The following is a 26,859-nucleotide window of genomic DNA, read 5'->3' on the forward strand; positions in this document are numbered from 1 at the left end:
GAATGTTGATCGCTATCGTTCATGTGACTTTTGATCACAAACAAGACCTTCGCTCAACACAAAAAGCCCGTTCATACGTATAAGCAGCGGACTTTATTTTTGATATAAGATACCTTTCTCACTGACGATAATGGAGACCGGAATGTCGTGCGTTTCAGCCGGAATCTGCTCGGTTTGCTGAACAGTCAAACAAAGGGCAAGGGTTTCACCGTGATAATCAGCTAAGTAGCGGTCATAATAGCCGCCCCCATATCCGATACGGTAACCTTGTCGATCAAAGCACACCCCAGGCACAATGATCAAATCGATTGATTCTTTAGATGCAGCGGCCGACGCCATAGGGTCGGGCTCCAATAGCCCAAAGTAGCGGGATATCATCTTCGTTTCTGGTGTATATTTATAAAACGTCATCTCTTTTGTTTCCGGAAAACAGGTGGGTACACATACTGTTTTCCCCTCCTGCCATGCTTTTTCAATGAGAGGCATTGTCGGTACCTCTTTTCCTCTAGACATGGTGAGTGCAATCGTATTTGCTTGTTTCCATGCTGGCAGCTGAAACAAGTGCTCATGAAGTAAAGCGGTGCTTCGCTCGAATTCCTCAGCACTCATCTGATCCAGCTTGGCTAATGTTTGAAGGCGGAGTTCCTTTTTCACACAGATCATCTCCCATCATAAAAAAACAGCAGGAAAATTCCCTGCTGCTTACTTTGTTTCACGATGTAAAGTTTGTTTTTTATCACGTGAGCAATACTTTTTGAATTCAACGCGATCTGGATTGTTTCGCTTATTCTTTTTAGTAATATAGTTACGCTCACCGCATTCAGTGCAAGCTAGAGTAATATTTACGCGCATGTTTTTCCCTCCAAACTAAAATCAATTCACATTCAGACCTAACTATAATACCACTTCTAGCTTAGGAATGCTAGAATGTTTTTTCACCAATTTCAATTTCAGTGCAATCCGTCTGCGTTCTGATCTATATCGTACGATCATTTCATGAAAAATGGCCTGCTCCCCTATAAAACGTCAATCTTTGTCGTACTGTATACATGAGAAACCCTCTTTTATTTTGACAGCGAGCAAGATTTTCATACTCGTTTTTCATATAAAAAGAAAAAAGATGAAAAAAAGGTGATTTTTTCAGCAATTCCTTTTGAAACTAGCTTTTTTATGGTATAAAAAAGAAGGGTCGAAAACTGTCTGAAACAATCATGAAAGCCTTTTATGGTTTTCAGCATTAAAATACGAATAAAAGGTGATGAAACATGGAAATTGCAATTATCGGATTGCTTGTTGTCAGTATCGTACTGATCGCATTCTCATATTTTCAAAGAGAGCCGATTAAAGAAGTCGAGCAGGAACTTGAAACACTTCAACTATCTGCAATGCAAGAAATCTATAAACTGAAAAAGAAAATGAAGGTTCTTGAAGAAGAATTGCTTGAAACAAATATCGTCGTCCGCAAACATTCAGAAATTGATCCATCTATCGCAAGACAAATCATTTCAAAGCATCAAAATGGCATGTCTCCTGAGGCCATTGCGCGTGCTGAGCATGTATCTGTAGATGAAGTCAACATGATCATTAAAGACAACGAGAAGGTGCTTGTATGACGAAAAAAAGCATCCAAACGTTTGCGGCAGGTATGATTCTTGCAACTGGTGTTCTGGCAATCGTTTTTTTCCTCACTGGAAAAGATGAAGCGACGGCTGATACAACTACAAAAGAAACGCTCGCAGCGAAAGTAACAGACACTGACGTGAAAAACTATTTAGACTCTAAAAAAGAAGTCTCCGTCAGCCGTGAAACATATCAGCAGCTTCTTGATTATAAAGAAAAAGCACTGAAAGCAAATGAAGACGGCGATTCTAAAAATGATAAAGAAACATCAGACAAGCCTAAAGGCAAATCGGTCAAATTCGTTATTAAAAACGGGATGAGCACAAGTGATGTTTCAGACATGCTTGAAAAGGACGGAATCATCAACTCGTCTAAAGATTTTAATGATTACGTGATTGACGCCGGCTACCATAAAGAAATTCGTGCAGGCAAGTTCAATTTAAAAACAGGGATGACGTTCAAACAAATCGTCAAAGCCTTAACAAAATAACAATAAAACCCCCTGGCGGCGCTGACCTCCAGGGGTTTTTGTTATCCAAATCGACCAGATATATAATCATTTGTTCTTTGATCATTTGGCTCAGAGAACATCACATTCGTATCATTGATCTCAACAAGCTCCCCCATTAAGAAGAAGGCTGTTCTATCTGATACCCTGGCCGCTTGCTGCATGTTATGCGTCACAATGGCAATCGTATATTTCTCTTTTAATTTCATAATCAATTCTTCAATCTTTAATGTTGAGACAGGATCAAGCGCTGATGTTGGTTCATCCATTAATAAGATATCTGGGCTTGTAGCAATGGCTCTTGCGATACAAAGACGCTGCTGCTGACCGCCGGAAAGACCTAATGCAGGCGCACTTAAGCGATCTTTCACTTCATCCCAAAGGGCAACATCACGAAGCGCTTTTTCAGCGATTTCTTTTAATTGCTGCTTGCTCTTCACCCCGTGAATTCTTGGCCCATAGACGACATTATCAAAGATAGATTGAGGGAATGGGTTTCCTTTTTGAAAGACCATCCCAACGTTTTTACGCAGTTCCACGAGATCGACGCGGCCTTTTAAAATATTGTCACCGTTATACATCATATCCCCGGTGATTTTCACACCTGGCACTGTTTTGACCATGAGATTTAAGGTCTTGATAAACGTTGACTTTCCGCAGCCGGACGGACCAATAATTGCTGTGACTTCATGCTCTCTTATGTCTAAATCAATATGCTTGAGTGCGTGATGCTGTCCATACCAAAGGTTCATATCATTCACACGAAACACTTCTTTTTTTGCTGTTTCAGTTGCTACTGCATTCATCAAAATCCACCCGCCTTATCCAAATCGACCATTGATATAGTCTTCTGTTTTTTGCTGCGCAGGACGTGTAAAGATACGTTCAGTGGCATCATATTCTACTAGATCACCGTTTAGGAAAAAGGCCGTATGATCAGATACACGTAACGCTTGCTGCATGTTGTGAGTCACAATGACGATCGAATAATCATTTTTCAACTCTGATAATAACTCTTCAATTTTTGCATTTGAGATCGGGTCTAGGGCAGATGCTGGTTCATCTAATAAAAGAACGCTAGGCTTCATCGCAAGTGTACGTGCAATACAAAGGCGCTGCTGCTGACCGCCGGATAATGACAAAGCTGAGCGGTGCAGACGATCTTTGACCTCATCCCAAAGCGCCGCTTTTGTTAAGCTTTCCTCTACCGCATCATCAAGCACTGATTTTCTTTTTTCTCCCGCATACTTTAATGCATGGGTAATGTTATTGTAGATCGATTTAGGAAATGGGTTTGGCTTTTGGAAAACCATGCCGATTTCTCTTCTTAAATTGACCACATTAATGCGGTCATCCAAAATATTGAGCCCTTCGTACATGATCGCCCCTTCACTTCTCGCACCTGGGATCAAGTCGTTCATGCGGTTAATGCTGCGTAAAAAGGTTGATTTCCCGCAGCCAGATGGGCCGATTAATGCGGTAATTGCGTTCTTCTCAATTTCAAATGAAATGTGATTGACCGCTCTTTTTTCCCCATAATAAATGCTTAAATCCTGCACCTGTAAAATCTGTTCTGCTTGAAGTGGAGCCTTTTTTGCTGCAATCTCTTTTTTTTCTGCTAGCATTTGAACCATATCCCCTTCACACCTTTCTCACATTATTTTGACGTAAGCTTCTTATGAATAAATGAACCAAGCCATCTAGCTGCTAAGTTGAATACTAAAACTGAAAGCACAAGTACGGCTGATGCACCATTTGCAATGGCCTCTGCATCTGGAATGATTCCTTGTGTATTGACGTTCCATATATGAACGGCCAATGTTTCTGCCGGTCTAAAAATATTCAGCGGTGACGTATCAGAAAATGGACTCCAGTTTGTAAAATCTAGACGCGGTGTGGTGAGACCTGCTGTGAAAAGAAGCGCTGCTGCCTCCCCGAAAACTCTTCCTGATGCTAAAATCGCACCGGTAATAATAGAAGGAATCGCACCTGGAATCAGGACCGTCTTCACTGTATGCCATTTCGTCACACCAAGCGCTAGTGATGCTTCCTTTTGATCCTTCGGTACAGAGCGAAGCGCGTCTTCTGTCACCCTGACCATCACTGGCAGGTTAAACACCGTGAGCGCAAGAGCTCCTCCGATGATTGTATAGCCCCAGCCTGTTAAATTGACAAACATGAGTAAACCAAACATACCAATGACAATGGAAGGAAGTGAAGACAGCACTTCAATACATGTGCGAATAAAATCAGTGACTTTGTTTTGAGGCGCATATTCAGCCATGTACACTCCGCCGCCGACACCAAGTGGTACTGTGATCAGCATTGTAATAAACAAAATGTAAAACGAGTTAAACAGCTGATCCCTAATGCCGCCGCCAGAGCCAATTGCACTTGAGCGGGTTGTCAAAAAGTCAAAATTTAATTCTTTTGCCCCGTTGAAAATGATATAAGAAAACAAACCAACTAGGATCGCCGTAATAATGGCGGCACATAATCCAAAAACAAACGTGGCAAAACGATCGGTCATTTTGCTATTCATTAAATCTTCCTCCTAGACGACAAGTATCTGATAATGAGTATGAACATAAACGATACAACTAGAAGGACAAGCCCCATTGACCAAAGTGTATTGTTTTCAACACTTCCATACGTTGTGTGACCCATGTTTAACGTAATAATGGTTGTTAATGTACCAGCTGTATCCATAATGCTCTCTGGTAAATTACGTGTGTTTCCAATGACCATTTGAACGGCAAGGGCTTCTCCAAATGCTCTCGCCATCCCAAGAACGACCGCTGTCATTAATGTTGGAAGAGCTGCTGGTACAAGCACACGTCTAATCGTTTGCCACCTTGTTGCGCCAAGTGCATACGATCCCTCACGCAAGCTTTTTGGAAGGGAAGCCATTGCGTCAGTTGCAATGGATGTAACGGTTGGCAGAATCATAATGGACAGGACAATTGTTCCTGCTAATACGCTATGCCCTGAACCGCTTGACTTGAAATGTCCGATAAACGGCACCAATACTGTAAGACCTATGAATCCGTAAACAACGGATGGAATCCCTACAAGCAATTCAATGACTGGCTGGAGAATTTTTCGGCCCCATGCAGGTGCAATTTCTGTCATAAAGATCGCTCCTGCGATGCCTAGCGGCGCTGCAATGAGTGCCGATAGAAGTGTGACGGCGATCGATCCAAAGATAAAAGGAAATGCGCCGTACTCCGGGTTTTCTGCTGTTGGGTTCCAATTGATACTGGTTAAGAACTCAATTGGGCTTACACCATTTACGATGAAAGATTGTAAACCCTTAATGCCAAGGAAGATGGTGATGGCGATGGATACTGCAATCATTAAGAATGCGCAGAATCTCACCAAAATACTTCCTCTTACTTCATCCATTTGCCTATTTTTCTTCGAGCTGATCAGCCGATCGCTCGCTTCTGTATGTTCTATCTGCTTCATCTTTTTCTACACTCCTATGAATGTCATAAAAGGAAAAGTGAAATGCTCCACTTTTCCTTCATCAGCAATTCAAGCCCTCTTACTTATCTGATTGTTTGCCTGCTGCGTCTCTTTCTACTTTCATATTAGAGACTGAGATGTAGCCTTGGTCTTTAACGATTTCTTTTTGTACTTCGTCACTCATAAGGTAATCTAAGAATTGTTTTGCTAGACCTTCCGGCTCACCTTTTGTATAAGAGTGCTCGTATGCCCAAATTGTATATTTACCGCTTTCTACATTGCTTTCTTCTGGTTTTACACCATCAATGCTAAGCGGTGTAATTTTGTCATCTGTTAAATAAGAGAATGCTAGGTATCCAATCGCACCTGGTGTTTCTGCAATCAGTTTTTTCACTGTGTTTGAAGAATCTTCTGTGATTCCTTCTGCAGGTGTTGCACCATCAAGTGCATATTTCACAAATGTTGCACGTGTTCCCGAAGAATCAGGTCTGTTAACAAGCGTGATTTTTTGGTCTTTCCCGCCAAGCTCTTTCCAGTTTTTGATTTTACCAGTGAAGATTTTTTTCAATTCGTCCTTTGTGATGTCTTTGACACCCACTTCAGGGTTAACAGCTGCGGCCATTCCAACAACTGCTACTTTGTGGTCTTTTAAAGCTTTTGCGTCGATTCCGTCTTTCTCTTCAGCGAATACATCTGAGTTACCAATTTGTACAGATCCTTCTGAAACTTGAGAAAGTCCTGTTCCTGAACCGCCGGCTTGTACTTGAATATCGGCTTTTGGATGTTTATCCATGAATTTTTCTGCTGCCGCAAGAACTAAAGGCTGCATCGCAGATGATCCTGAGATGGTAATGGAACCTGATGCCTCATCTTTGTTTGAAGCATTTCCTTTACTGTCTTTTGAATCTCCGCTTGAGCTGCTGTTTCCGCATGCTGTGACGAATGCTAACAATGCGATAGTAAGGAAAGTAAGCAGCCATAATTTGTTCTTTTTCATTTCAAGAATACCCCCTGAATAATTTGTCCTACGAGTAATACATTAAAGGTTCTTTATTAATTTCGTTTAAATGGAATGTTAAGGTTTTGTAAATGTCGAAGTTTTGTAGAGAAATTGCGGCGTTTTTTATGAATTTTGTCAATTTATATCGGAATTTTTGAAGAAAACGTAAAAAAACGCCCACAAAAAGTGAGCGTTTTTACCTATGAAAGGTCTAGTTATTTGTTTCTGCTTCATTTTCAATTTTGTTTTTGTTTTTCGCCTGTGTATCATTGCTTTCCTGTTTTGATTTCAGTTCAAAGTACTTGTCTAATACTTGTTCCCCAATATCATTTGTAATTGGATAGCGCTGATTATAGTCTTGATACACCCACGGGACGACAACGGAAATGGCCACTTCTGGATTATCAGCAGGCGCGTATGCTACAAGAGTTGTGTTATACGTCGGTGTACCGCGCTTGCTTTTAATTGGACCGTCATAGAATGATTGAGCGGTTCCTGTTTTGCCAGCTGGATTATACTTTTTGTTGCCAAAGTTTGAATAGGCTGTCCCTCTTGGGTTCTGCATCACAAGCTTGAAGCCTTGCTGGACACGCTTGATTTGATCACTTGTCATGTCTAGCTTATTCAATACATCCGGTTTAACGGATTCTGTCACAGCTCCAATGCCGCGCTGCGGATCTGGCTCTCTCACTTCTTTGACAAGCTGCGGACGTAAACGATATCCCCCATTTGCAATGGTTGAAACGTATTGCGCCATTTGCAGCGGTGTAAACGTATCATACTGTCCAATCGCATAGTCAAGTAAAAGGCCCGATTGTGTAGACGTTCCTCTGTAGCCCGTTGCCTCGTTTGGCAGGTCAATACCAGTTTTGACGCCAAGGCCAAATTTACTGAAATTGTAGCGGAACGTATCAAATGCTTTCGGATCAATTGGGAGCGGCTGATTCTTACGATATTCGCTTTTCCCAATAGCGATCGCTGTTTTGAACATATACACGTTTGATGAACGCTCTAGTGCTGTTAAATCATTAATGAGTCCCATATTTTGATAGGATTTCTTTGGCGGTGACTGGGCGATATAGAGAGGTTCATCATATTGGGTACTTCCAATATGAATAGCGCCTGTTTTATATCCGGTCAGTACCGTTGCCCCTTTTACAGCTGATCCCATCGCATATGAGGATGTCATCGTTCCTAATGAGTAGTCATCGAACTTGTATTTTCCGTTTTTGTTTGAAATCTGCTTACCCGCAACAGAGAGAACCTCTCCATTTCTCGGATCCATCATGACAACAAATGCGCGATCAAGAAGCTCAGTTCCCCCTCTTTGTTTCGCACTTCTCAAGTTCTTTTCAATAATTTTTTCAACCGCTTTTTGCAGCTGAATGTCAATTGTCAGCACAAGGTCTTTCCCGCTCTTACCTTCTGTTAACACTTTAGAGCTTGTGACATTGCCCTGTTTATCAGTTGTACTCTGTTCTTTTTCCTTTTGGCCCTGCAGGACATCTTCATATTGATATTCAAGATAGCTTTTTCCTACACGGTCATTTCGGCTGTAGCCGAGTGATAGATAATGCTCAAGAAGTGACTGCGGAAGACCTTCATCACTCGAAGACACACTGCCAAGCATACTGCGGAGCAGTCCTTTATACGGATAGCTGCGTGACCAGTCTGTTGTTACATCAACACCTGGCAGCTCGTCCAAATGCTCAGAGACGTAAGCAATTTCGCTCGGCTTTACATCTTCATTTTTAATAAATTGAGGCGTCAGTGCATAGCCTCCATCCATCTGCCTTTTAATGGCAAGCACTTGTAAATCTTTTTTCGTCAGTTGATTTAATTCCTTGTCTGTGATGCGTTTTAGCTGAAGCTCATATAGTTTATCATCAGAGACCTTATCGTCACCCTTTAATTCTGATTCCTTTTGAACAAGCTTTTTCGCTTCATTCGGATGCGTTAAGATCCAGAAATCTTTTTTGTCCCGATCTGTGATTTTTTTCGTACTCACATGAATCATATCCGCTAATTTTGATGCCACTTTGAGCCGCTCTTCTTGTGAAGTCGTCGAGGTTCTCGTATATGTAATGGCATTTAGCGCTTTATTGCTGACAATCGTATTGTAGTTTCGGTCGTAAATTTTTCCGCGCGGAGCAGATGAGCTGACATTCACATCTTCTTGTTTCTCTGCCTGCTTTTTATAATCTTCTCCATTGACAATTTGCACAAACCCGAGTCTAACGACAACACCGGTAAAAATAATAAACGCAGCTAAAAATAATAAATTCAGCCGGATCGGAAGTGTTTTGCGCCCTTCCTTCGCGTCTTTTTTGTTTTTCTTGTTTCTCATCACATCACCTTTTCTATCAAGAAAGAAATGGCACCCCTTTTTGTATTTAAAAGGTGCCATCATCATTTTAGCGGTTTTTTTATCATTTATCTAGAAATTTGATGTTCCATTGGTAAGAAATTTTACCTTTCTCCCTTAATAAGGTTCGTGTGAGAAACTGGCTTTTGACCGTCAGCCTCTTTCATATCAGCTGTTTTTTCTTTTAAATGAATATCTTTTACAAAATAATAAATGAGGGTATGTCCCGCCCCGAGCACAACAAGAGATGCTGGGATTCCGAGCTCATCACCTAGTAAGGTGACAGACAGCAGGAACAAAATAATCGAACTAATACGGCCGGCATTTAAAAATAGCTCTCTGACCACAATATATTCAATTCTGGCCTTTCTGGCATACCTTGCATGGCCGATGACATCATATGTTAAGGATACATAAGGAACAAGCAGGAGCGGATATCCTATCGCAATGGCTACCGCATACATCAGAAGTGAAACATAGGACAAGTGGAAAACGATTAAAAACAGGGCGCCGTATAAAATCAGCCCGCCAAGCATAATCGCCTTCTTCCGCCACTTTTTCTTAATCAAACGTGTAGCGAAGAAATAAGCAAAAAACGCAACACCTGAATTCACTAAACCAAACGTCCCGAGAGCAAGCTCACTGTTTGTTGCAATAAACACGAAGACACTGATTAAGAAGACAAAGACCCCTTCACGAAGCCCTTGAAAAAAGTGTGCTGATGTAATCCTACGCCAGTTCTCGTCTGCATGGCGTTCTTTCCAAATTTGTTTGATGATAAATTTGCCTTTTGACTGTCTTCTTTTGAGGAAAAAGCTCATCACAACCGCTAATGAAAACAAAAAAAGCGATAACGTGAAAATGACTGTGTAGCCTGTATCATCCGTTAACTGAGAAATGACAATCCCCGCAATGAGAGGACCGATCATGCCAGCAGTTGAGGAAAGCACCCCAAGAAACCCATTAAAGAAGTCTCTTGTTTCAGGCTCGGTGATCTCAAAGGTGAGTACGTTAAAAGCAAGCCAGTAAAAACCATAGCCGATCCCAAGGACACTTCCCAATAAAACAAGCCGTGCGGCCGCTTGTTCTCCTGCCATTAAAACAATCAAATAAAAAGCGGCTAAAAAGATGACACCGAAACGAAGGACAAACGCCCGGTCTATTTTTTTAGCGAGCCGGCCAGCGAATAAAAACGTAATGGGCTGAAGCACCACAATGGCCAAGTTATAAATCGCAAGATCTGTGAATTTCCCAGACTGTTTCCATAAGTACACATTTACAAACGTATTTGAAAGCGCAATGGCAAGTGCGTATAACCCACCAATCGTGAGGAGGAGCAATAAATCTCTTGTAACATCCATGTCCCCGAACATTTTCTTTAATCTGCTCATACAATTCATTCTCCTTTTCTACACAATAGTCTGTCTCATCAAAAGGCAGATATGTAAAAAAAGGAGGGAAAATATAAAAAGACCTGCTTCTCTTGAAAGCAGGTCTTTTAGAATCAAATCATTATTTTGCTTCGCTGTAAAGGCGAGCTACTTCATCCCAGTTCACAACATTCCAGAATGCTGAAATGTAATCAGGACGACGGTTTTGGTAGTTTAGGTAGTAAGCATGCTCCCAAACGTCTAGTCCTAGAATTGGCGTTTTTCCTTCAGTTAAAGGAGAATCTTGGTTTGGCGTGCTTGTGATTTCAAGTTTTCCGTTGTTCACAACAAGCCATGCCCAACCAGAACCAAAGCGTCCTGCAGCTGCTGCAGCGAAATCAGATTTGAATTTTTCAAATCCGCCTAATTCTTTTTCGATTGCATCTGCAAGTTCACCAGTTGGTGCGCCGCCACCGTTTGGTGAAAGAAGCGTCCAGAATAATGAGTGGTTCGCATGTCCTCCGCCATTGTTACGTACAGCTGTACGAATGTTTTCAGGCACTGAGTTTAAGTTAGCCACTAGCTCTTCAATTGATTGATCTTCAAGAGCTGATACACCTTCGATTGCTTTGTTTAAGTTTGTTACATATGTGTTGTGGTGTTTTGTGTGGTGAATCGTCATTGTTTCCTTGTCGATATGTGGTTCTAATGCATCGTAAGCATATGGTAATTCTGGAAGTTTAAAAGCCATGGTTAATTTCCTCCTTAAAATGTATGTACTGAAATGCTTCCTTTGTAAGTCAGCAATTCACCCTACTCAAAGAGTATCAAAAGAAACAGCTTGTTTCAACGTTATTGCTCATGTTCTGAAACATTTCAGTGTTTATTTTGTATTTAGCCCTTTAGATAAAGTTTTAAACACCCTTTTTCAACTTAGCGAAGGACATAAAATAAAAAGATGCCCAGCATCAACGCTTGAATCAATCCTTTTGCAAAAACACCTGATACAAATCCAATTAATGAGCCTAATCCGACTTTCACACTCGTCTTCAAATCTTTTTGATGAACAAGGAGCTCTGCAATGACACTCCCGAGAAATGGACCAATAATAATTCCTGCAATGGGGATCACAAAAGGACCAGCTAATAACCCAATGGTGCTTCCCCAAATAGCTGCCTTGCTGCCGCCAAAGCGCTTGACCCCTATAAGATTTGAAACATAATCCGCCGCAAATAAGACGGCAGTAAACATCGCTTGAATGAGCCAGAACGTCAGTGTAAGCGGCTCGAAACTAAAGAAGAAGCCATATAGAATAAATCCGAGTACCATAAAGACCACACTCGGAATAATTGGATAAACCAGTCCAACAAACGCAATGATAAATGCACAGCCAATCAGTATCCAATAAAGCACGTCCAAGACCCTGCCGCCTCCTTTTTATATGCTGTATACATTATGCCTCATTCCTTCTATCTTAACCAGTGATGAGGCCATACTTGTACTTGATGGATAGACATTGATACAATATGAGAAATAGAAAAGAATGTAGGAAGTGAATAGGTATTGAACGTATTTAATCTATTGTTAAAAGGAATTTATTCACCAAAAGATATTGCCAAAGCAAGATTTACAGGAATCGGTAAAGCGATTTTATTCATTTTTATCCTTTCAATTATCGCAGCAGTTCCTCAGGGATATCATATGAGCCAGGAGATCTCGAATGCGATGTCAGGATTTCAGCAAGTGATCAAAAAAGATTTACCCGAATTTTCAATTGAAAAAGGAAAGCTTCAAGCGGATCAAAGTGCACCAATAGAAAAAGAAGAAAACGGCATTACGATCATCTTTGATCCTGCTGAAAAAATAAAAGCAAGTGAACTTGAATCAAAGCAAACAGCCATTGCTTTATTAAAGGAAAAAGCAGTGATTGCGATTGATGGGCAAATGACAGATATTCCATACCAGCTCCTAGGCGGAACGCTGACAAAAGACGAACTTGCTCACGTCACAAATCAGAACCAAGCGATTATTATCCCTGTCATCTGTGTACTGCTATATTTATCAACTGCGGCGCTCATGTTTATTAGCGCAACATTCCTTGCAATGCTTGGTACATTTATTAAACGAATGCAGCAAAAAGAGCTGTCTTTCCAAATGCTTTGGAAGCTCTCCGCTTATTCACTCACATTAACAACGGTCTTTTTCGCCATCATGAGTGCATTAAACACACCTGTTGCAAACTCATTTTTATTGAATTGGGTCATTAACTTTATCTTTTTATATCTTGTGGTAAAAGAAATACCTGCAAAAAAAAGCAAATGATCCATCCAACAAGGATTTGTCTACACAATGAAAGCTCCCCCGTCTCGGAGGAGCTTTTTATGTATGTTGATACGCTAGGACCCATCTGGATGGATGATCGCAAATAAATAATGATCCTCCCACACTCCGTTAATCTTTACTTTTTTACGATTTAGTCCCTCATTTTCAAAACCTGTCTTTTCAAGCACACGAATGGAACCCCTGTTACTCGGCTTTACTCCAGCCTCAATCCGGTGGAGATTCAACTCAAAAAAGGCATAGTCAATGATTAAACGAATGGCTTCTGTCATATATCCTTTTCCGCCCTGCCTTTGATCGAGTACATACCCGAGCCAAGCTCCTTCTATCGGACCTCTTACGACAGAACTTAAAGAGATCGTCCCAATTAAGTCACCTGTTTCATTTAAGAAGATACCATGCATGTATGATTCATCTTGTTCTCTTCTTTGCCTACTCCGCTGAATTCGTTCAATTTGACGAGGTAACGTGAAGAAATCATCTTTGATCAAAGGTGTAAATTCCTGAAAATATGAGCGATTCTCAAGTTCTAATGTTAACAGTGATTCTGCATCATTTTCTGTTAGTGTTCTCACATATATATGCTGACTAACTTTCTTCATAAAATCTCCCCCTTTCTTATTTTATCATAATCGCCATATGAGATTGCTCTCCTATTTACACCAACGACCCAAGCAGTTTTATTACAAGACATACTAGAACTAACTAGAACCATCCTTTCCAGCTTTTCTCCTCTTTTTTGGTTCTATCATTTCAGGACATGCATAGACTGAAGTAAACTCTTAAAAGCGGTGAGTAAAATGCGGCGAATTCTTTTTTTACTAATCAGTTTATTTGTCCTCTTTATTATCTTTTTTGATTTAAAAAATGGAACCATTCCTGTTGAGGAAAACCCAGCCGTTCCAGCAAGTGCCCTTCAAACAGCTGAGAAAAAGACATATAAGAACGTTACGGTAAAACAAGGTGAAACGGTCCTCTCCATCGTACATACAAGCAAGCCACTTGATGATGTCATTAAAGATTTCGAGGAGCTGAATCAAGGTGTGAAAGCGAACGAAATCAGAGCAGGCAGTACATATAAGTTTCCTGTCTATAAGAGATAAAACGTTAATTCCTTGTCATTCATACGAAGAGACTGTTACAATATGAACTGTAAAACACGACGTACACGGCAAAGAATTGCTTGTACACTAAGGAGCGATTGACAAGTGAGTGAAGTCACACATCGTACTAAAACGCGTCCCGTCAAAGTGGGACCTTTAACTATAGGTGGAAATAATGAGGTTGTCATTCAAAGTATGGCAACAACCAAAACACATGATGTCGAAGCGACAGTCGCTGAAATTAAACGTTTAGAAGAGGCAGGCTGTCAAATCGTGCGTGTCGCATGTCCAGATGAGCGTGCAGCAAATGCAATTGCGGACATTAAAAAACAAATTAACATCCCGCTTGTTGTGGATATTCATTTTGACTACAAGCTTGCACTGAAAGCGATTGAAGCAGGCGCAGACAAAATCCGAATCAATCCAGGAAACATTGGAAGAAGAGAAAAAGTTGAAGCTGTTGTCAAAGCAGCAAAAGAAAAAGGCATTCCAATTCGTATTGGGGTAAACGCTGGTTCATTAGAGAAAAAGATTCTTGATAAATACGGCTACCCAACTGCAGATGGTATGGTCGAAAGTGCACTGCATCACATTAAAATTCTAGAAGACCTAGACTTTCATGACATCATCGTCAGTATGAAAGCATCTGATGTAAACCTTGCAATTGAGGCATACGAAAAAGCGGCTAAAGCCTTTGATTATCCTCTTCATCTTGGGATTACAGAATCAGGTACGTTATTTGCAGGTACAGTCAAAAGTGCAGCTGGACTTGGCGCTATTTTGAATATGGGGATTGGGAATACACTCCGTATCTCATTAAGTGCTGACCCAGTTGAAGAAGTAAAAGTAGCACGTGAATTGTTGAAATCATTTGGTCTTGCATCAAATGCAGCAACACTAATCTCCTGCCCAACTTGTGGACGAATTGAAATTGACCTTATCAGCATTGCAAATGAAGTCGAAGAATATATTTCTAAAATCAAAGCTCCGATTAAAGTAGCAGTCCTCGGCTGTGCTGTAAATGGTCCAGGTGAAGCGCGTGAAGCAGATATCGGCATCGCAGGCGCTAGAGGCGAAGGATTATTGTTCCGTAAAGGTGAAATTGTTCGTAAAGTACCGGAAGAAACAATGGTCGAAGAACTGAAAAAAGAAATCGATAAAATCGCTGAAGAACATTATGCGAAAATGGAAGCTGAAAAAGAAAAACAAGCGAATGCATAACAAAAAACGCCTGACGTCATTGTCAGGCGTTTTTCTGTTCTTGTTAAAAGAACGGGGTGATAAATATGCCTAGGATGACGGAAACAATTCCGATCCCAATTGACCACGCGCCAAGCGCATGTGCTCCTTTTCTTCGTGCAATATAACCAACGACGATGGCCGCTACCCCTAATAGCACCGGCAAGACAAATAATGAGATAATCGCAATCGCGAGTGCTGTATAGCCTATCCCTTTACTGCCTGAATCGTCACCTGCTTGGTCACGTCCTCGTCTATCTTCTCGATCTCTTGAAGCTTGATATGGCTCTGCAATTTCAGCAGCTGTTTCCTCTAAATAGCCATCATCATTACTAAAGTGTGTGTCGATTTCACGATCATTTCTTCTGAAATCCTCGTCTCTTCCCATGATCAATTCCCCCTTTTGGTTAATAGAAAGGAGCTTTTTTAGTATGAGCAAAAATGTCTGTTTCATGTTTGCTAAAACTTGCTGGAATTGTGAAATGATTATGTTACACTTTAAGAGTATAAAAATGAGGAGTGTGGGCATGTTACGTTTAGGAATTGATATTGATGGTACAGTGACGGCACAGGACACCTTTGTTCCCTATTTAAACGAGTCGTTCCAATGTGCCATGACACTAGATGATATGACAGAATATGATTTGACGAAGCTTTTAAAGATTTCTCAAGAAGAGTTTTGGGGCTGGATGAATGAGCATGAGCCTCTTATTTATAAACAGGCAAAGCCTGCTGAGGGTGCTAAAGATATCCTCGACCAAATGAAGCAGCAGCACAAATTGATTTATATTACAGCAAGAAGGCAGCAGCATTCAGATATCACCTACAAGTGGTTTCAAGAACATGACGTGCATTATGATGACATTGAGCTGGTTGGCGGTCATCATAAGCTGGAAGCCGTTCAAAAGCACAAGATTGATGTATTTTTTGAAGACCATCACGGCAATGCCACAATGATTGCAAAAGAGGCAGACATCCCGGTTATACTTTTTAACTCCCCTTATAACCAGATGCCAATTGACGACAGAATTATTCGCGTAAACAACTGGCAGGAAGCGTCTCAATGGATCAAACAATATGAACAAAGTCTGCAAGCTGCTTATTAAGGTAGAAAAGCCGATACATTTAATGTATCGGCTTTTTCGATGGAGCAAGCTGCCCTTCTTTCATGAAGAAATGGTACAACGCTCCCTTCATGCCTGCCTGATTCAAGTAATAACACGTTTCCAGCTTCACCTGAATGTTCTTCCACGCAGGCAGTGTATGTAGGTGTTTCTCAATACTTGATAGTAAATCTGGTCTTGCGCTCACGCCGCCGCCAATGAGAATTTTTTCTGGATTGAGGACGGTTGCTACATTGTAAATGCCAATGGCGATTCGCTTGTACCACTGATCCACCAGTTTTTCAATGGACGGATCGTGCTTCGCCTTTTCAAAAATGTCTTGTCCGTCTATTTGTGTACTTTGCGGAATTCCTTGCTTTTCTTTATAGCTGCGAATGAGTCCAGCCGTTGAAGCGCTGCTGTTGAGTGTTGTAAATTGTCCATTGTCTGTTTCTGTCAGCATCATGCCAAATTCACCGCCGCGAAAGGAAGCCCCACGCACAAGCTGACCACCAGCGAAAATACCACCGCCAACACCTGTGCCAAGCGTCATACAAATAAAGCTGTCACACTCTTTCGCATGGCCGCTATATTTTTCTGCGAGAGCTGCACAGTTCGCATCATTTTCCACTTCTACACGAAGAGATGTCTTCTCTTCTAAAAGTGTTTTTACATTTTGACCATTTAAGGCGATGATGGCGCCTGCAAATTCTGTATAACCTGATTCACTGTCCACAAAGCCTGGAAGACTGATGGCGATACCCCTGACATCCTGCTTCCTTTGATAATCCCTGACCACACCCGCCATTGCTTCTAAAAACGGTTCAAGCTGCCGACAGTTCGTCTGATAGTCACCACTAGTGACCAGCTTTCCATCCTGATCCATTAATCCATGTTTCGTTCTCGTCCCGCCTACATCAAACACGACGTAATAAGCCACTTTTGACCCCTCCCTTTACTCCAAAAGACTCAAATTGCACGCTGTATTACCTTGATCTCATTTTAATGAAACAGAATCTCTTTGTAAAACGTTTTCAAATGACAAAACAAAAAAGCCAGCTCCATGGCTGGCTTTTTCACGAGTGAACTTCCTTCGGTTCGCAGGAAGGACACGTTCCGTATATTTCAAATTTATGTCCGCTAATATGATAATCCTCTAGATCGGCATCAAGCTTGTCCATAGGACAGGCATCGATTTCTTTTGTTTTCCCGCATGTAAGACAAATAAAGTGATGGTGATGATGGGAAAATGAACATTTGAAACGGAATAGTTTCTCCCCTGACAATTCCGTTGTTTCTAATATTCCAAGGTCTTCATATAGTGACAAGTTTCGATAAATTGTATCAAAGCTAAGACCCGGGTAATCTTCACTTAGTGCCGTCAGCACATTTTTAGCGGTCAAGTATTTATCAGAATCAGAAAACAATTGAAGCATATCTTCACGTTTGCTTGTATATTTGTAGCCTTTTTCCTTTAATAAATCAAGCGCTTCTTGTACGTTCATGTTGATTCCCCCTTCTGAATTTCCCAATACTAATACACCCGATTAAAATCAAAATAGACAGCATCACAATGGTTCCGCCTGGCGCTAAATCAAGATAATAGCTTAAAATCAATCCGGCTAATACCGACAATTCACCAAACAAAATCGAAAGGAAAATCGCCTGTTTAAATCCTTTGGCAATGCGGATACTTGCCGCAACAGGAAGCGTCATGAGCGCCGACACAAGCAGTGTACCGACGATACGCATCGATGCCGCAATGACAAGTGCGACAACTAAGATAAAAATAAAATGAATCCATTTTGCTGAAATACCAGAAGCCTTTGCATGCTCTTCATCAAAAGAAAGCAAAAACAATTCTTTATATAAAAGCACAACAACTAACACAACAACGAGTGAGATCCCTACAATGATCCAAAGATCGAGTCTTGACACCGCACTGACACTTCCGAATAAATAACTAAACAAATCTGTATTAAAGCCATTCGCTAGTGAAATGAAGATGACGGAGATCCCAATTCCCCCTGATAAAATAATGGGAATGGCAAGTTCCTGATAATGTTTATACACGGAGCGCAGGCGTTCAATAAACAATGAACCAGCAACAGAAAAAGCCATCCCTAAGTACAGCGGGCTTACCCCTGTCAAAAGGCCAAACTTTTTATCAAGAAATAGACTTGCGGCAATACCGGCAAGTGATACGTGGCTGAGGGCATCTGCAATAAGCGAGAGCCTTCTGACGACAATAAATACACCAAGTAAGGGCGCAATAAAACCAATCAGTAACCCTGCGATAAATGCATTTTGTAAAAATTCATAATGAAAAAATGGAAATAGCATTATTCATGTCCCCCATGATGGTGATGGTCGTGATGAATCACTTGAATGTCATGCCCGTAAAATTGGGATAGCGCCTGATCATCCATTGAATCAAACGCTTCTGCATCCCCGTGGAAATGCAGTGTCTGATTTAAACAAGCCACATGGGTGACTTTATCGGAAACGGTGCCAACGTCGTGTGTGACGAGAATTAAAGACATTCCTTTTTCTTTGTTCAATGTTTCGAGCAGCTGATAAAAGCCTTCTACTGTCCGCTGGTCTACCCCAACTGTGGGCTCATCCAAAATGAGCAGCTTTGGCTGACTGACAAGCGCACGGGCAATAAATGCGCGCTGCTGCTGACCGCCAGATAGCTCCCCGATGTTTTGATGCTTTAAATCTTGTATACCAACTGAGCGAATGGCATCTTCCACTTGCCATTTATCCTGCTTGCTCATTCGTTTAAACAAACCAATTTTCGCGGTCAATCCGCTTGCGACGACCTCATATACAGAAGCAGGGAAACCCGTATTGAAGCTATTCGCCTTTTGAGAAACAAATCCAATTTGATCCCAGTCTCTAAATTTTGAAACAGGCGTGCCAAATAGCTTTAATTCACCTTGCTGCGGTTTAATGAGCCCAAGCAGGCATTTTAATAAGGTTGTTTTACCAGAACCATTCGGTCCAACAAGTGCTAGAAAGTTTCCTTCCTCTACTGTTAAATGAATGTGATCAATGACATTTCGCTGTCCATATGAGTACGAAATGTCATTCATTTCAATGATTGGCTTTGCCATGAATCTTTCCACCTTTAATCAATATAAAAAGAATGATTACGATTTATACAACAAAAAGAAAATGGCTTTTGCCATTTTCTCTGTCCATACATACATTTCATTATATAAAAGAAAGATAAAAAAGTAAAATAAAAGCTAATGAATGGCTGTTTTGAACTTACCGCCTTTTGTTTCATGCGTATCCATAATCGTGATAAATGCTTGGTCATCAATTTCAAATACGATGGATTTCAGCTTTGTAATTTCAAGCCTTGTGACAACGGCGTAGATGACATCTTTTTCTTCATCTGTATAGCCGCCTTTTCCTCTCAGCTTTGTCGTTCCCCTGCCGAGTCGATGCAGAATCGCATCTGAAATTTCATCATAATAATCTGATACGATAATGACAGCTTTTGTTTCATCAAGCCCTTGAATGACAGCATCAATTGTTTTCATTGCCAAATAATATGTCATGACAGAATACATAGCCTGCTCTGGTCCGAAAACAAAGCCCGCCCAAATAAAAATGAACACATTGACGATCATAACAAACTCACCGACGGAGAAAGGGATTTTTTTCGTCAAAAGAATTCCTAAAATTTCTGTTCCATCCATTGAGCCTCCATTACGGATGACAAGTCCAACACCAAATCCAAGTAATAGCCCGCCAAATACAGTGGCTAAGATCGGCTGTGTTGTAAATGCCTCCACATGATGAAGTGAAGATTCAATCACGGCTAAGCTGACAATCCCAATCACAGTGGAAACCAGAAAGGTTTTTCCAATATGCTTGTATCCTGATATCATAAATGGAATATTTAAAATGACAACAATCGTCGCAAAATTAATAAACGGGTTATCTGTAAAGAGATAATCCAAAATAAGCGAAATGCCGATGATGCCCCCATCAATAATATTGTTTGGCACTAAAAATAATTCAATGCTGACTGCTGCACATGCAGCCCCTACTAGAATCAGGAAAATTCTCAAAATAAAATGAGGCACTGATTCCTTTCTATGCTGTTTACTATTTGCCATACGTTCTCCCTTCTACACATGTTAAATTTTCAATGAACATTTTATTCACTTTACTATTTTATCATTTCACAGAATAAAATAAAATTTTTTGCACATTTTCCGTTTTCGCCCATACATTGTTACAGAGGGGAGGAATGGAATTGATTTTAATCCAAAAAATTGTCCTGCAGCGGCTCAATCAGATCACAGCAAATGATCTGTTAAGGTATGCGAAACAGTATGGCGTCAGTTTAACGTCACATCAAGCAGCTGAGGTTGCCAAACTCATGAACGGGAAAAACATCAATATTTTTAATGATTCAGAGCGTAACCGGCTCCTTAAGCAAGTGGAAGCGATTACTTCTAAACAGACAGCACAGACTGTAAATGACTTGTTTAACCAGTTTACAAGTTAAGCAAAAAAGGGCCGCATTTAGCGGCACCTCAACATGTTGCATCCTTTTTTACTGACCCATAATTTTGTCTAGTAAGCCTTCATCAAATTGCTTTTCTTTCAGCATCGCAATTTCGAATTTGTAAGGTGGTTTTTTGTTCTTTTTATCTTCACCTACATAAGGCGTTTCTAGAATTTTTGGCACATCTTGAAGTTGCGGATGATGCACAATATAGTTCAGTGCATCGAAACCAATTTCACCAAAACCGATATTTTCATGTCGGTCTTTTCTTGCGCCTTGTACGTTTTTACTGTCATTAATATGAAGAACTTTGATTCGGTCAATACCGACGATTCGGTCAAATTCTTCTAATACACCATCAAAGTCACTCACAATCGGGTAACCAGCATCGTGCGTGTGACACGTATCAAAGCAGACAGAAAGAGCTTCGTTATGTGTCACGCCGTCGATAATTTGGGCAAGCTCTTCAAAGCTTCTTCCACATTCTGATCCTTTTCCTGCCATTGTTTCAAGTGCAATTTGAACCTCTTGACCTTTCACAATGACTTCGTTTAAGCCTTCAATGATTTTTTGAATCCCTGCTTCTGCCCCTGCTCCAACATGCGCACCTGGGTGAAGAACAATTTGCCTTGCACCTAGCGCTTCCGTACGCTCGATCTCAGAGCGCAGGAAATCTACGCCAAGCTCAAATGTCGCGGGATTCACTGTGTTTCCAATATTGATAATATACGGAGCATGGACGACGATATCTGTCATGCCGTGCTCTTTCATATGCGCTTGTCCAGCTTCAATATTGAGGTCTTCGATTTTTTTGCGGCGCGTATTTTGCGGTGCACCTGTATAAATCATAAACGTATTCGAACCATAAGAGGCAGCTTCTTCACTCGCTGCAAGAAGCATATGTTTTCCGCTCATGGATACATGTGAACCAATCTTTAACAATGTTTCCCCCTACTTTCCATTACGCTTTGACTTTCTACGTTCCTGTCTTTTGATTTTATCCATCTCACGTGTCATTTTCTTTTTATATCCAGGTTTGACGGCTTTCGGTTTTCTCACAAGACGTTTTGCTTTTTCTTCAATTTCATTTGGTGCTTTTTTACGTCTTTGACGCTTCAGACGGTCATCGGCATCTCGCCATTCGCCATGAACAATGGTTTTGTTTTCAAACACAACGCCCATTTTCTCAATTTGAATGAGTGCATCCTCATCAGCCAGCTCATAAATGGTCATGGCAATTCCAGATGAACCAGCACGAGCTGTTCTTCCAACGCGGTGCACATAAAAATCAAGATCAGATGGTAGCTCATAGTTAATCACGTGGCTGACGCCTTTAATGTCAATTCCGCGAGCTGCAAGATCAGATGCCACAATATAAGTGAACTCCAAATCTTCAATTTGTTTCATGACTTTTTTACGTTCGCGCGGCGTTAATCCGCCATGAAGCACACCGATTTTCATTCCTTTTTCTTGTAGGAACGATGCGATTTCATCAACAGTTGTTTTTGTATTGGCAAAAATGATCCCTAAATATGGCTGTACATTCGTCACCATTTCATGGAGCAATTTTAATTTATCACGCTGTTTAGATGGAACTAAAATATGCTGGATGTTTTCAGCTGTAATACGTCTTGGTTCAACATGCGCATACTTTGGATTGTCCATATATTTTTTCAGGAAAGGCTTTAGTTTTTCTGGGATGGTTGCAGAGAACACAAGCATTTGCAGCTGTTCTGGCATTTGTGCACCGATACGGTCCACATCTTCTAAAAATCCCATATCAAGCATTAAATCCGCTTCATCAATGACAAGAGAGGTCGCTTTGTAAACATTCAGCGCCTGCTCATGAATGAGATCAGCAATACGTCCAGGTGTGCCGACCACCAAATGCGGCTGGTTTTTTAGCTTTTGAATTGATTTCTGCTTGTCCGTTCCGCCAATGTAAAGCTTTGCTTTGATCTCTTCTTCTGGAGAAGCATTCTTTAAAATCGTTTGAGCTTCTTTGAAAATTTGATTGGCTAATTCTCTTGTAGGCGCAGTAATCACGACTTGTACCTGCTCTTTGCTTGGATCAATTGAATGAATCAGCGGCAGTAAGTACGCATGAGTTTTTCCTGTTCCTGTTTGTGACTGGCCAATCACGCTTTCTCCTTTTAAAACAGCAGGGATGATTCTTTTTTGAATATCAGTCGGCTCATAAAAGCCTAGTTCATGAATAGCATCTATAATAAAAGGCTTTAATTCATATGTCGTAAATTTTGTTTCTTTCATGTTTTCACTCCTTAAGGCAATGCCTTTTTGCTCATCTCCTCATTATAGCTGATTTTCAGTAAAAAAACCATGTCCGCTTTTCCTACAGGAAACCAATTGATGCTTCCTTGCATAACCTATGAAGAGAAAGAGAATGCAGTAAGGGAGGTACAAGTATGTTAGGGCAAAGGCCTATGGGCGATTTTCAGCCGCGCCGCCCCTCACGCCGGCACCTTGGAAATGGCGGACAGCCCCGAATGTTTCAAAGAGGGCAGCAGCCTCCTATCCAACAGCCTTTTCAAGGGCAAGGCAATCCATTTCAGCAAATGATGCCTCGCTCCCCGTCTGTACAGGGAGGCGGTTTACCCGGGATGGGCGGAATTCCAGGAGGTGAGAGCCGTGCACTAGGCGGCGGAGCAGGAATTAAAGGCATGCTCTCTAAATTTCTTCCTGGCGCAGGAGGAGCTGGAGTCTCTGGAGGTGGTGCGGGATTACAAGGAATCCAGAGCTTCACTAATCCTGCGACCCTCTCAAGCATGTTAGGAAATGTTCAAAAAGTGCTCGGGATGGCGCAGCAATTTACGCCAATGATTCAGCAATACGGTCCTTTAGTGAGAAACTTGCCTGCAATGATTAAACTGTACAGCCAGCTTGGCAGTGCGGACGATGATGAAGCAAATGCAAATGACGATGATGCAGAAGCAACGGAGACCAGCGCAGAAACAGAAGTACCCGAGGAAGAAGCACAAACTGATGAAAAAGAAGAAAATGTTGAACCCGAAGACATCCTTGTCAAAAAAGCAGCACCACACACATCACCTGCTCCTGAAGCAAAACCGAAAAAAAGATCTGGCAGCTCTGTTCCAAAACTATATGTTTAGTGATCTTTTAACGGCGAAGTGTTCACTGCGTATAACAATCTTTGATATATACGCTTACTTTGGCTATAATGGAAGCAAGAGAATGATAAAAAGCCGTTTTTTACGGCTTTTTATATTGTTCTTCTCTAGCAGCACTTCCCTACAGGAGGACGAATAAATGAATGTAATTAAAATATCGCCGCGTGGCTATTGCTATGGCGTTGTGGATGCAATGGTCATTGCTAAAAATGCCGCACTTGATAAGAACTTGCCACGCCCCATTTATATATTAGGTATGATTGTGCACAACAAACATGTCACTGATGCCTTCGAGGAAGATGGAATCTACACACTGGACGGACCAAACCGCTTAGACATTTTAAAGCAGGTGGAAAGCGGAACAGTCATTTTCACGGCTCACGGCGTTTCTCCTGAGGTTCGTCAAATCGCAGAAGAAAAAGGCCTTGTCGCCATTGATGCGACCTGTCCTGATGTCACGAAAACCCACGAACTCATTTCAGAGAAAACAGCCGATGGCTATGACATTATTTATATTGGGAAAAAAGGTCATCCTGAGCCAGAAGGAGCTGTCGGAGTAGCCCCTGACAAGGTACATCTTGTCGAAACAGAAGCCGATATTGAGGCGCTCGATTTAACATCAGAAAAACTTCTCATCACGAACCAAACGACGATGTCTCAATGGGATGTCCACGATCTGATGGAGCTGATTAAAGAGAAATACCCTCACGTCGAGTATCATCAAGAAATTTGCCTTGCGACACAGGTGCGTCAGGAAGCTGTCTCGCAGCAAGCTGGTCAAGCCGATTTAACCATTGTTGTCGGCGATCCAAAAAGTAATAACTCCAACCGTCTCGCACAAGTGTCAATGGAGATAGCCGGAACGCAGGCTTACCGTATTGGCGATTTAAGTGAACTCAAGCTGGAATGGCTGCAGGGCGTCAAAACCGTTGCTGTTACTGCTGGTGCTTCAACACCAACACCTATTACAAAGGAAGTCATTCGTTTCTTAGAAAACTATGAACCGGATGATGAAACGACTTGGAAGATTGAACGGACCGTTCCTCTTTCTAAAATTTTACCTCGCGTCAAAACAAAGAAATAAGAAAACGTCAGAGCGGATATGCTCTGACGTTTTTTGTTTACATAAATTGAAATGGGTTTGTGTTTGATTCAGAAACAAAGAGCTGTACGTCATACTTTTTATCTGCACATAGCGATTGAAGCTTCGCCTTTACGCCTTCTTTCATAATCTTTTCAGCATAATGCCCTGGGTCCACTACGTTCAGCCCAAGCATCATGGCATCATGCGCAACATGGAAATAAAGGTCTCCTGTCACATACACATCTGCACCCATTCTTTTCGCTTGATGAATGTATTTATTTCCGTCTCCGCCAAGCACCGCCACTTTTTTCACTACAGCGTCTTGATCTCCTACAAAACGAGCACCATTCACATCTAGCTTCGTTTTCACAAATTGCGTGAAATCTCTAAGTGTCATAGGCTCATTTAGCTCTCCAATACGGCCAAGGCCTTTTTGAATAGGCGGAAGATCTGTCGTGTGTACACTATAGGCGACTTCTTCATAAGGATGTGCTTTGATCATGTCGCGAATCACTTGTTTTTCTATGCTTGCTGGGAAAATGGTTTCAATCCGCACTTCTTTCACAAATTCTAATTGACCCGACTCCCCAATAAACGGCTTAGCTTCTTCTGATGGCAAAAAGCTGCCTGTCCCTTCATTTGAAAACGCACAATGACTGTAGTTGCCTATATGACCTGCGCCCGCATTTCCTAAAGCTGTCCGGATGGCCTCTTCAAACTCTTCAGGGACATACAAAGCAAGCTGTTTGATTGGATCCTCGTAAGTCGGCACTAGCACACTTATTTCTTCAAGCTCTAGAGCCTCAGCAAGCAGGTCATTGACTCCGCCATCAGCTACGTCTAAATTCGTATGTGCCACATATACCGCAATATCATGTTTGATGCATTTTTCAATGATCCGTCCAGCTGGCTGATCTGTCGCTACATGTTTTAATGGACGAAAAATCGGCGGATGGTGCGCAATAATGAGATCCACTTTTCGCTCGATCGCCTCATCTACTACATTCTCTAATACATCCAAGGTGATCATCACATTACTTACTTTTTTATTCAATGTTCCAATCTGGAGACCAATTTTATCACCTTCCATGGCATATGCCTTTGGTGAAAATTGTTCAAACAATTGGATGATTTCATGCCCGTTTACTGTTTTAGCCAACAGTCAAGACCTCCTTTAGCATCTTTATTTTCACATTCAGCTCTTCAAGGCGCTCTTTGTTTTCTTCTGTCCGTGCTGCCTGCTGAATTTGACTTTCTATCTTCTCCATATGCTGAAGCTCTTGCATCCACTTGCGCTGGAAGACGTCATTTTGCTCTTTCGCAAGAAACGGACCAACGAGCATGCCTGCTTCAAGTGACATCCCTTCATAAGCTTTATCTTTATCGCCTTTTTCTGCGATGATGATTTCGTATATTTTGCCGTCCTCTTCTAAAATGACTTCATCCATCAATTCATACCCCTCTTGATAAAGCCATAAACGAATATGGTGGGCATGGATATTCGGCTGAAGAATGAGCCGCTCATGGCCTGCGAGCTTATGCCTTCCTTCATTTAGAATGCTTGCGATGAGTGCCCCGCCCATACCTGCAATCGTCACTGCATTCACTTCGCCTTTTTCAATGACTTCAAGGCCATTTCCTTTTCTGACCGATATCTGTTCATCTAATTCAAGTCTATGTACTTGCTGCTGCGCCGATTGGAGCGGTCCATCGGTAATTTCACCAGCAATAGCTTTCACTGCTTTTTGATGCAGGATCGCATAGCATGGCAAATAGGCATGGTCTGAGCCGATATCAGCGAAGACTGCCTCATCTGGTAAAAAGTCTGCGACTTTTTTTAATCGTTTGGATAAATTCATTTCATTCATACGTATCACTACTTTTCTTTAATGTTCATACTTGTCTATCTTATATAAATTATGGACTTTTTAAAAGTCGTTTTCAAATGAAAAAAGCTCTTCTTTTGAAAAAGAGCTTTT

The 26,859-nt window shown here is 41.4% G+C and carries 31 protein-coding genes; 9 read left to right on the forward strand and 22 right to left on the reverse strand.

Features of this window, described 5'->3' with window-relative positions; genetic code table 11:
• Window positions 1-93: 93 nt before the first annotated feature.
• Both ACN6NB_RS11265 and rpmG read right to left on the reverse strand, forming a co-directional pair.
• Complete coding sequence (locus tag ACN6NB_RS11265) at window positions 94-654, reverse strand: 5-formyltetrahydrofolate cyclo-ligase (protein ID WP_126681589.1); 561 nt, start codon at window positions 652-654, stop codon at window positions 94-96.
• Between the two features lie 48 nt (window positions 655-702).
• On the reverse strand, window positions 703-852 hold the full coding sequence (gene rpmG / locus ACN6NB_RS11270; protein ID WP_008360061.1) for a 50S ribosomal protein L33: 150 nt from the start codon (window positions 850-852) through the stop codon (window positions 703-705).
• Window positions 853-1,265: 413 nt separating this feature from the next.
• Between rpmG and ACN6NB_RS11275 the strand changes: the two genes are divergently transcribed.
• A complete protein-coding gene (locus ACN6NB_RS11275) occupies window positions 1,266-1,613 on the forward strand; it encodes a hypothetical protein (protein ID WP_024422989.1) in 348 nt (115 codons plus the stop codon).
• The gene (locus ACN6NB_RS11280; protein WP_064497607.1) at window positions 1,610-2,110 is read left to right on the forward strand and encodes an endolytic transglycosylase MltG; all 501 of its coding nucleotides are present in this window, start codon (window positions 1,610-1,612) and stop codon (window positions 2,108-2,110) included. The genes ACN6NB_RS11275 and ACN6NB_RS11280 overlap by 4 nt, the downstream gene beginning before the upstream one ends.
• A gap of 41 nt (window positions 2,111-2,151) precedes the next feature.
• Here the strand turns inward: ACN6NB_RS11280 and pstB (ACN6NB_RS11285) are convergent, their stop codons facing one another.
• The 9 genes from pstB (ACN6NB_RS11285) to ACN6NB_RS11325 all read right to left on the reverse strand — a co-directional run bounded on the left by pstB (ACN6NB_RS11285) (window position 2,152) and on the right by ACN6NB_RS11325 (window position 11,750).
• The gene (gene pstB / locus ACN6NB_RS11285; protein WP_039179987.1) at window positions 2,152-2,934 is read right to left on the reverse strand and encodes a phosphate ABC transporter ATP-binding protein PstB; all 783 of its coding nucleotides are present in this window, start codon (window positions 2,932-2,934) and stop codon (window positions 2,152-2,154) included.
• 15 nt (window positions 2,935-2,949) lie between these two features.
• Complete coding sequence (pstB, locus tag ACN6NB_RS11290; protein ID WP_034280171.1) at window positions 2,950-3,762, reverse strand: phosphate ABC transporter ATP-binding protein PstB; 813 nt, start codon at window positions 3,760-3,762, stop codon at window positions 2,950-2,952.
• Window positions 3,763-3,785: 23 nt separating this feature from the next.
• The gene (gene pstA / locus ACN6NB_RS11295; RefSeq protein WP_025092964.1) at window positions 3,786-4,670 is read right to left on the reverse strand and encodes a phosphate ABC transporter permease PstA; all 885 of its coding nucleotides are present in this window, start codon (window positions 4,668-4,670) and stop codon (window positions 3,786-3,788) included.
• Window positions 4,670-5,596, reverse strand: a complete 927-nt coding sequence (pstC, locus tag ACN6NB_RS11300) for a phosphate ABC transporter permease subunit PstC (RefSeq protein WP_047202305.1) — start codon at window positions 5,594-5,596, stop codon at window positions 4,670-4,672. Before pstC ends, pstA begins: the two co-directional genes overlap by 1 nt.
• A gap of 79 nt (window positions 5,597-5,675) precedes the next feature.
• Entirely contained in the window at window positions 5,676-6,593 is a 918-nt protein-coding gene (locus ACN6NB_RS11305) for a phosphate ABC transporter substrate-binding protein (protein WP_047202306.1), read from the reverse strand.
• A 214-nt stretch (window positions 6,594-6,807) separates the two neighbouring features.
• On the reverse strand, window positions 6,808-8,943 hold the full coding sequence (locus ACN6NB_RS11310) for a peptidoglycan D,D-transpeptidase FtsI family protein (protein ID WP_039183202.1): 2,136 nt from the start codon (window positions 8,941-8,943) through the stop codon (window positions 6,808-6,810).
• A 122-nt stretch (window positions 8,944-9,065) separates the two neighbouring features.
• Entirely contained in the window at window positions 9,066-10,352 is a 1,287-nt protein-coding gene (locus ACN6NB_RS11315) for an MFS transporter (protein WP_039179998.1), read from the reverse strand.
• Between the two features lie 121 nt (window positions 10,353-10,473).
• A complete protein-coding gene (gene sodA, locus ACN6NB_RS11320; protein WP_007501264.1) occupies window positions 10,474-11,082 on the reverse strand; it encodes a superoxide dismutase SodA in 609 nt (202 codons plus the stop codon).
• Window positions 11,083-11,264: 182 nt separating this feature from the next.
• Window positions 11,265-11,750 carry a DUF456 domain-containing protein gene (locus tag ACN6NB_RS11325; protein ID WP_039180001.1) on the reverse strand — a complete coding sequence of 162 codons (486 nt, stop codon included), beginning with the start codon at window positions 11,748-11,750 and terminating at the stop codon, window positions 11,265-11,267.
• Between the two features lie 144 nt (window positions 11,751-11,894).
• Between ACN6NB_RS11325 and ACN6NB_RS11330 the strand changes: the two genes are divergently transcribed.
• Entirely contained in the window at window positions 11,895-12,653 is a 759-nt protein-coding gene (locus ACN6NB_RS11330; protein WP_144491409.1) for a DUF1189 domain-containing protein, read from the forward strand.
• 74 nt (window positions 12,654-12,727) lie between these two features.
• On the opposite strand, the gene ACN6NB_RS11335 is transcribed toward ACN6NB_RS11330, so the two are convergent.
• Window positions 12,728-13,273, reverse strand: a complete 546-nt coding sequence (locus tag ACN6NB_RS11335) for a GNAT family N-acetyltransferase (RefSeq protein ID WP_144491408.1) — start codon at window positions 13,271-13,273, stop codon at window positions 12,728-12,730.
• Window positions 13,274-13,471: 198 nt separating this feature from the next.
• On the opposite strand from ACN6NB_RS11335, the gene ACN6NB_RS11340 reads away from it, so the two are divergent.
• On the forward strand, window positions 13,472-13,774 hold the full coding sequence (locus tag ACN6NB_RS11340; protein ID WP_039180007.1) for a hypothetical protein: 303 nt from the start codon (window positions 13,472-13,474) through the stop codon (window positions 13,772-13,774).
• Window positions 13,775-13,879: 105 nt separating this feature from the next.
• Window positions 13,880-14,995 carry a flavodoxin-dependent (E)-4-hydroxy-3-methylbut-2-enyl-diphosphate synthase gene (gene ispG / locus ACN6NB_RS11345; RefSeq protein WP_024423001.1) on the forward strand — a complete coding sequence of 372 codons (1,116 nt, stop codon included), beginning with the start codon at window positions 13,880-13,882 and terminating at the stop codon, window positions 14,993-14,995.
• Between the two features lie 43 nt (window positions 14,996-15,038).
• On the opposite strand, the gene ACN6NB_RS11350 is transcribed toward ispG, so the two are convergent.
• Window positions 15,039-15,401, reverse strand: a complete 363-nt coding sequence (locus ACN6NB_RS11350; RefSeq protein ID WP_144491407.1) for a cell division protein CrgA — start codon at window positions 15,399-15,401, stop codon at window positions 15,039-15,041.
• Between the two features lie 139 nt (window positions 15,402-15,540).
• Here ACN6NB_RS11350 and ACN6NB_RS11355 point away from each other — a divergent pair, with 139 nt between their 5' ends.
• Window positions 15,541-16,119 (forward strand): 5' nucleotidase, NT5C type, encoded by a 579-nt coding sequence (locus ACN6NB_RS11355; RefSeq protein WP_144491406.1) that lies wholly within the window; start codon window positions 15,541-15,543, stop codon window positions 16,117-16,119.
• A gap of 19 nt (window positions 16,120-16,138) precedes the next feature.
• Here ACN6NB_RS11355 and ACN6NB_RS11360 read toward each other — a convergent pair whose 3' ends face one another.
• The 5 genes from ACN6NB_RS11360 to ACN6NB_RS11380 all read right to left on the reverse strand — a co-directional run bounded on the left by ACN6NB_RS11360 (window position 16,139) and on the right by ACN6NB_RS11380 (window position 20,252).
• Complete coding sequence (locus ACN6NB_RS11360; protein ID WP_144491405.1) at window positions 16,139-17,056, reverse strand: ROK family protein; 918 nt, start codon at window positions 17,054-17,056, stop codon at window positions 16,139-16,141.
• Between the two features lie 136 nt (window positions 17,057-17,192).
• Window positions 17,193-17,621: a zinc uptake transcriptional repressor Zur gene (gene zur / locus ACN6NB_RS11365; protein WP_003217433.1), complete on the reverse strand. Its 429-nt coding sequence runs from the start codon at window positions 17,619-17,621 to the stop codon at window positions 17,193-17,195.
• On the reverse strand, window positions 17,599-18,459 hold the full coding sequence (locus ACN6NB_RS11370) for a metal ABC transporter permease (protein ID WP_024423005.1): 861 nt from the start codon (window positions 18,457-18,459) through the stop codon (window positions 17,599-17,601). The genes zur and ACN6NB_RS11370 overlap by 23 nt, the downstream gene beginning before the upstream one ends.
• Entirely contained in the window at window positions 18,459-19,235 is a 777-nt protein-coding gene (locus ACN6NB_RS11375; protein WP_144491404.1) for a metal ABC transporter ATP-binding protein, read from the reverse strand. The genes ACN6NB_RS11370 and ACN6NB_RS11375 overlap by 1 nt, the downstream gene beginning before the upstream one ends.
• Before the next feature lie 135 nt (window positions 19,236-19,370).
• Window positions 19,371-20,252: a YitT family protein gene (locus tag ACN6NB_RS11380; protein WP_047202313.1), complete on the reverse strand. Its 882-nt coding sequence runs from the start codon at window positions 20,250-20,252 to the stop codon at window positions 19,371-19,373.
• Between the two features lie 140 nt (window positions 20,253-20,392).
• Between ACN6NB_RS11380 and ACN6NB_RS11385 the strand changes: the two genes are divergently transcribed.
• The gene (locus tag ACN6NB_RS11385) at window positions 20,393-20,647 is read left to right on the forward strand and encodes a DUF2624 domain-containing protein (RefSeq protein WP_024423008.1); all 255 of its coding nucleotides are present in this window, start codon (window positions 20,393-20,395) and stop codon (window positions 20,645-20,647) included.
• Window positions 20,648-20,695: 48 nt separating this feature from the next.
• Here ACN6NB_RS11385 and ACN6NB_RS11390 read toward each other — a convergent pair whose 3' ends face one another.
• Both ACN6NB_RS11390 and ACN6NB_RS11395 read right to left on the reverse strand, forming a co-directional pair.
• A complete protein-coding gene (locus tag ACN6NB_RS11390) occupies window positions 20,696-21,589 on the reverse strand; it encodes a deoxyribonuclease IV (RefSeq protein WP_047202314.1) in 894 nt (297 codons plus the stop codon).
• Window positions 21,590-21,598: 9 nt separating this feature from the next.
• Window positions 21,599-22,918: a DEAD/DEAH box helicase gene (locus tag ACN6NB_RS11395; RefSeq protein ID WP_024423009.1), complete on the reverse strand. Its 1,320-nt coding sequence runs from the start codon at window positions 22,916-22,918 to the stop codon at window positions 21,599-21,601.
• A gap of 155 nt (window positions 22,919-23,073) precedes the next feature.
• Here ACN6NB_RS11395 and vrrA point away from each other — a divergent pair, with 155 nt between their 5' ends.
• Window positions 23,074-23,778, forward strand: a complete 705-nt coding sequence (gene vrrA, locus ACN6NB_RS11400) for a VrrA/YqfQ family protein (protein ID WP_144491403.1) — start codon at window positions 23,074-23,076, stop codon at window positions 23,776-23,778.
• A gap of 157 nt (window positions 23,779-23,935) precedes the next feature.
• Window positions 23,936-24,880, forward strand: a complete 945-nt coding sequence (locus tag ACN6NB_RS11405) for a 4-hydroxy-3-methylbut-2-enyl diphosphate reductase (protein ID WP_024423011.1) — start codon at window positions 23,936-23,938, stop codon at window positions 24,878-24,880.
• 37 nt (window positions 24,881-24,917) lie between these two features.
• Here ACN6NB_RS11405 and ACN6NB_RS11410 read toward each other — a convergent pair whose 3' ends face one another.
• Both ACN6NB_RS11410 and ACN6NB_RS11415 read right to left on the reverse strand, forming a co-directional pair.
• Window positions 24,918-26,039 (reverse strand): Nif3-like dinuclear metal center hexameric protein, encoded by a 1,122-nt coding sequence (locus ACN6NB_RS11410; protein ID WP_099663449.1) that lies wholly within the window; start codon window positions 26,037-26,039, stop codon window positions 24,918-24,920.
• On the reverse strand, window positions 26,032-26,748 hold the full coding sequence (locus ACN6NB_RS11415; protein ID WP_039180027.1) for a tRNA (adenine(22)-N(1))-methyltransferase: 717 nt from the start codon (window positions 26,746-26,748) through the stop codon (window positions 26,032-26,034). Before ACN6NB_RS11415 ends, ACN6NB_RS11410 begins: the two co-directional genes overlap by 8 nt.
• Window positions 26,749-26,859 lie beyond the last annotated feature (111 nt).

It is taken from the genome of Bacillus sp. 11B20 (assembly GCF_056098985.1).

Excerpts from the sequence above, each read along its gene's own strand:
- rpmG (WP_008360061.1), bottom strand. The coding sequence starts at position 852 with ATGCGCGTAAATATTACTCTAGCTTGCACTGAATGCGGTGAGCGTAAC.
- ACN6NB_RS11275 (WP_024422989.1), top strand. The coding sequence starts at position 1,266 with ATGGAAATTGCAATTATCGGATTGCTTGTTGTCAGTATCGTACTGATC.
- ACN6NB_RS11280 (WP_064497607.1), top strand. The coding sequence starts at position 1,610 with ATGACGAAAAAAAGCATCCAAACGTTTGCGGCAGGTATGATTCTTGCA.
- pstB (WP_039179987.1), bottom strand. The coding sequence starts at position 2,934 with ATGAATGCAGTAGCAACTGAAACAGCAAAAAAAGAAGTGTTTCGTGTG.
- pstB (WP_034280171.1), bottom strand. The coding sequence starts at position 3,762 with ATGGTTCAAATGCTAGCAGAAAAAAAAGAGATTGCAGCAAAAAAGGCT.
- pstA (WP_025092964.1), bottom strand. The coding sequence starts at position 4,670 with ATGAATAGCAAAATGACCGATCGTTTTGCCACGTTTGTTTTTGGATTA.
- pstC (WP_047202305.1), bottom strand. The coding sequence starts at position 5,596 with ATGAAGCAGATAGAACATACAGAAGCGAGCGATCGGCTGATCAGCTCG.
- ACN6NB_RS11305 (WP_047202306.1), bottom strand. The coding sequence starts at position 6,593 with ATGAAAAAGAACAAATTATGGCTGCTTACTTTCCTTACTATCGCATTG.
- ACN6NB_RS11310 (WP_039183202.1), bottom strand. The coding sequence starts at position 8,943 with ATGAGAAACAAGAAAAACAAAAAAGACGCGAAGGAAGGGCGCAAAACA.
- ACN6NB_RS11315 (WP_039179998.1), bottom strand. The coding sequence starts at position 10,352 with ATGAGCAGATTAAAGAAAATGTTCGGGGACATGGATGTTACAAGAGAT.
- sodA (WP_007501264.1), bottom strand. The coding sequence starts at position 11,082 with ATGGCTTTTAAACTTCCAGAATTACCATATGCTTACGATGCATTAGAA.
- ACN6NB_RS11335 (WP_144491408.1), bottom strand. The coding sequence starts at position 13,273 with ATGAAGAAAGTTAGTCAGCATATATATGTGAGAACACTAACAGAAAAT.
- ACN6NB_RS11340 (WP_039180007.1), top strand. The coding sequence starts at position 13,472 with ATGCGGCGAATTCTTTTTTTACTAATCAGTTTATTTGTCCTCTTTATT.
- ACN6NB_RS11350 (WP_144491407.1), bottom strand. The coding sequence starts at position 15,401 with ATGGGAAGAGACGAGGATTTCAGAAGAAATGATCGTGAAATCGACACA.
- ACN6NB_RS11355 (WP_144491406.1), top strand. The coding sequence starts at position 15,541 with ATGTTACGTTTAGGAATTGATATTGATGGTACAGTGACGGCACAGGAC.
- zur (WP_003217433.1), bottom strand. The coding sequence starts at position 17,621 with ATGAACGTACAAGAAGCGCTTGATTTATTAAAGGAAAAAGGCTACAAA.
- ACN6NB_RS11370 (WP_024423005.1), bottom strand. The coding sequence starts at position 18,459 with ATGCTATTTCCATTTTTTCATTATGAATTTTTACAAAATGCATTTATC.
- ACN6NB_RS11375 (WP_144491404.1), bottom strand. The coding sequence starts at position 19,235 with ATGGCAAAGCCAATCATTGAAATGAATGACATTTCGTACTCATATGGA.
- ACN6NB_RS11380 (WP_047202313.1), bottom strand. The coding sequence starts at position 20,252 with ATGGCAAATAGTAAACAGCATAGAAAGGAATCAGTGCCTCATTTTATT.
- ACN6NB_RS11395 (WP_024423009.1), bottom strand. The coding sequence starts at position 22,918 with ATGAAAGAAACAAAATTTACGACATATGAATTAAAGCCTTTTATTATA.
- vrrA (WP_144491403.1), top strand. The coding sequence starts at position 23,074 with ATGTTAGGGCAAAGGCCTATGGGCGATTTTCAGCCGCGCCGCCCCTCA.
- ACN6NB_RS11405 (WP_024423011.1), top strand. The coding sequence starts at position 23,936 with ATGAATGTAATTAAAATATCGCCGCGTGGCTATTGCTATGGCGTTGTG.
- ACN6NB_RS11415 (WP_039180027.1), bottom strand. The coding sequence starts at position 26,748 with ATGAATGAAATGAATTTATCCAAACGATTAAAAAAAGTCGCAGACTTT.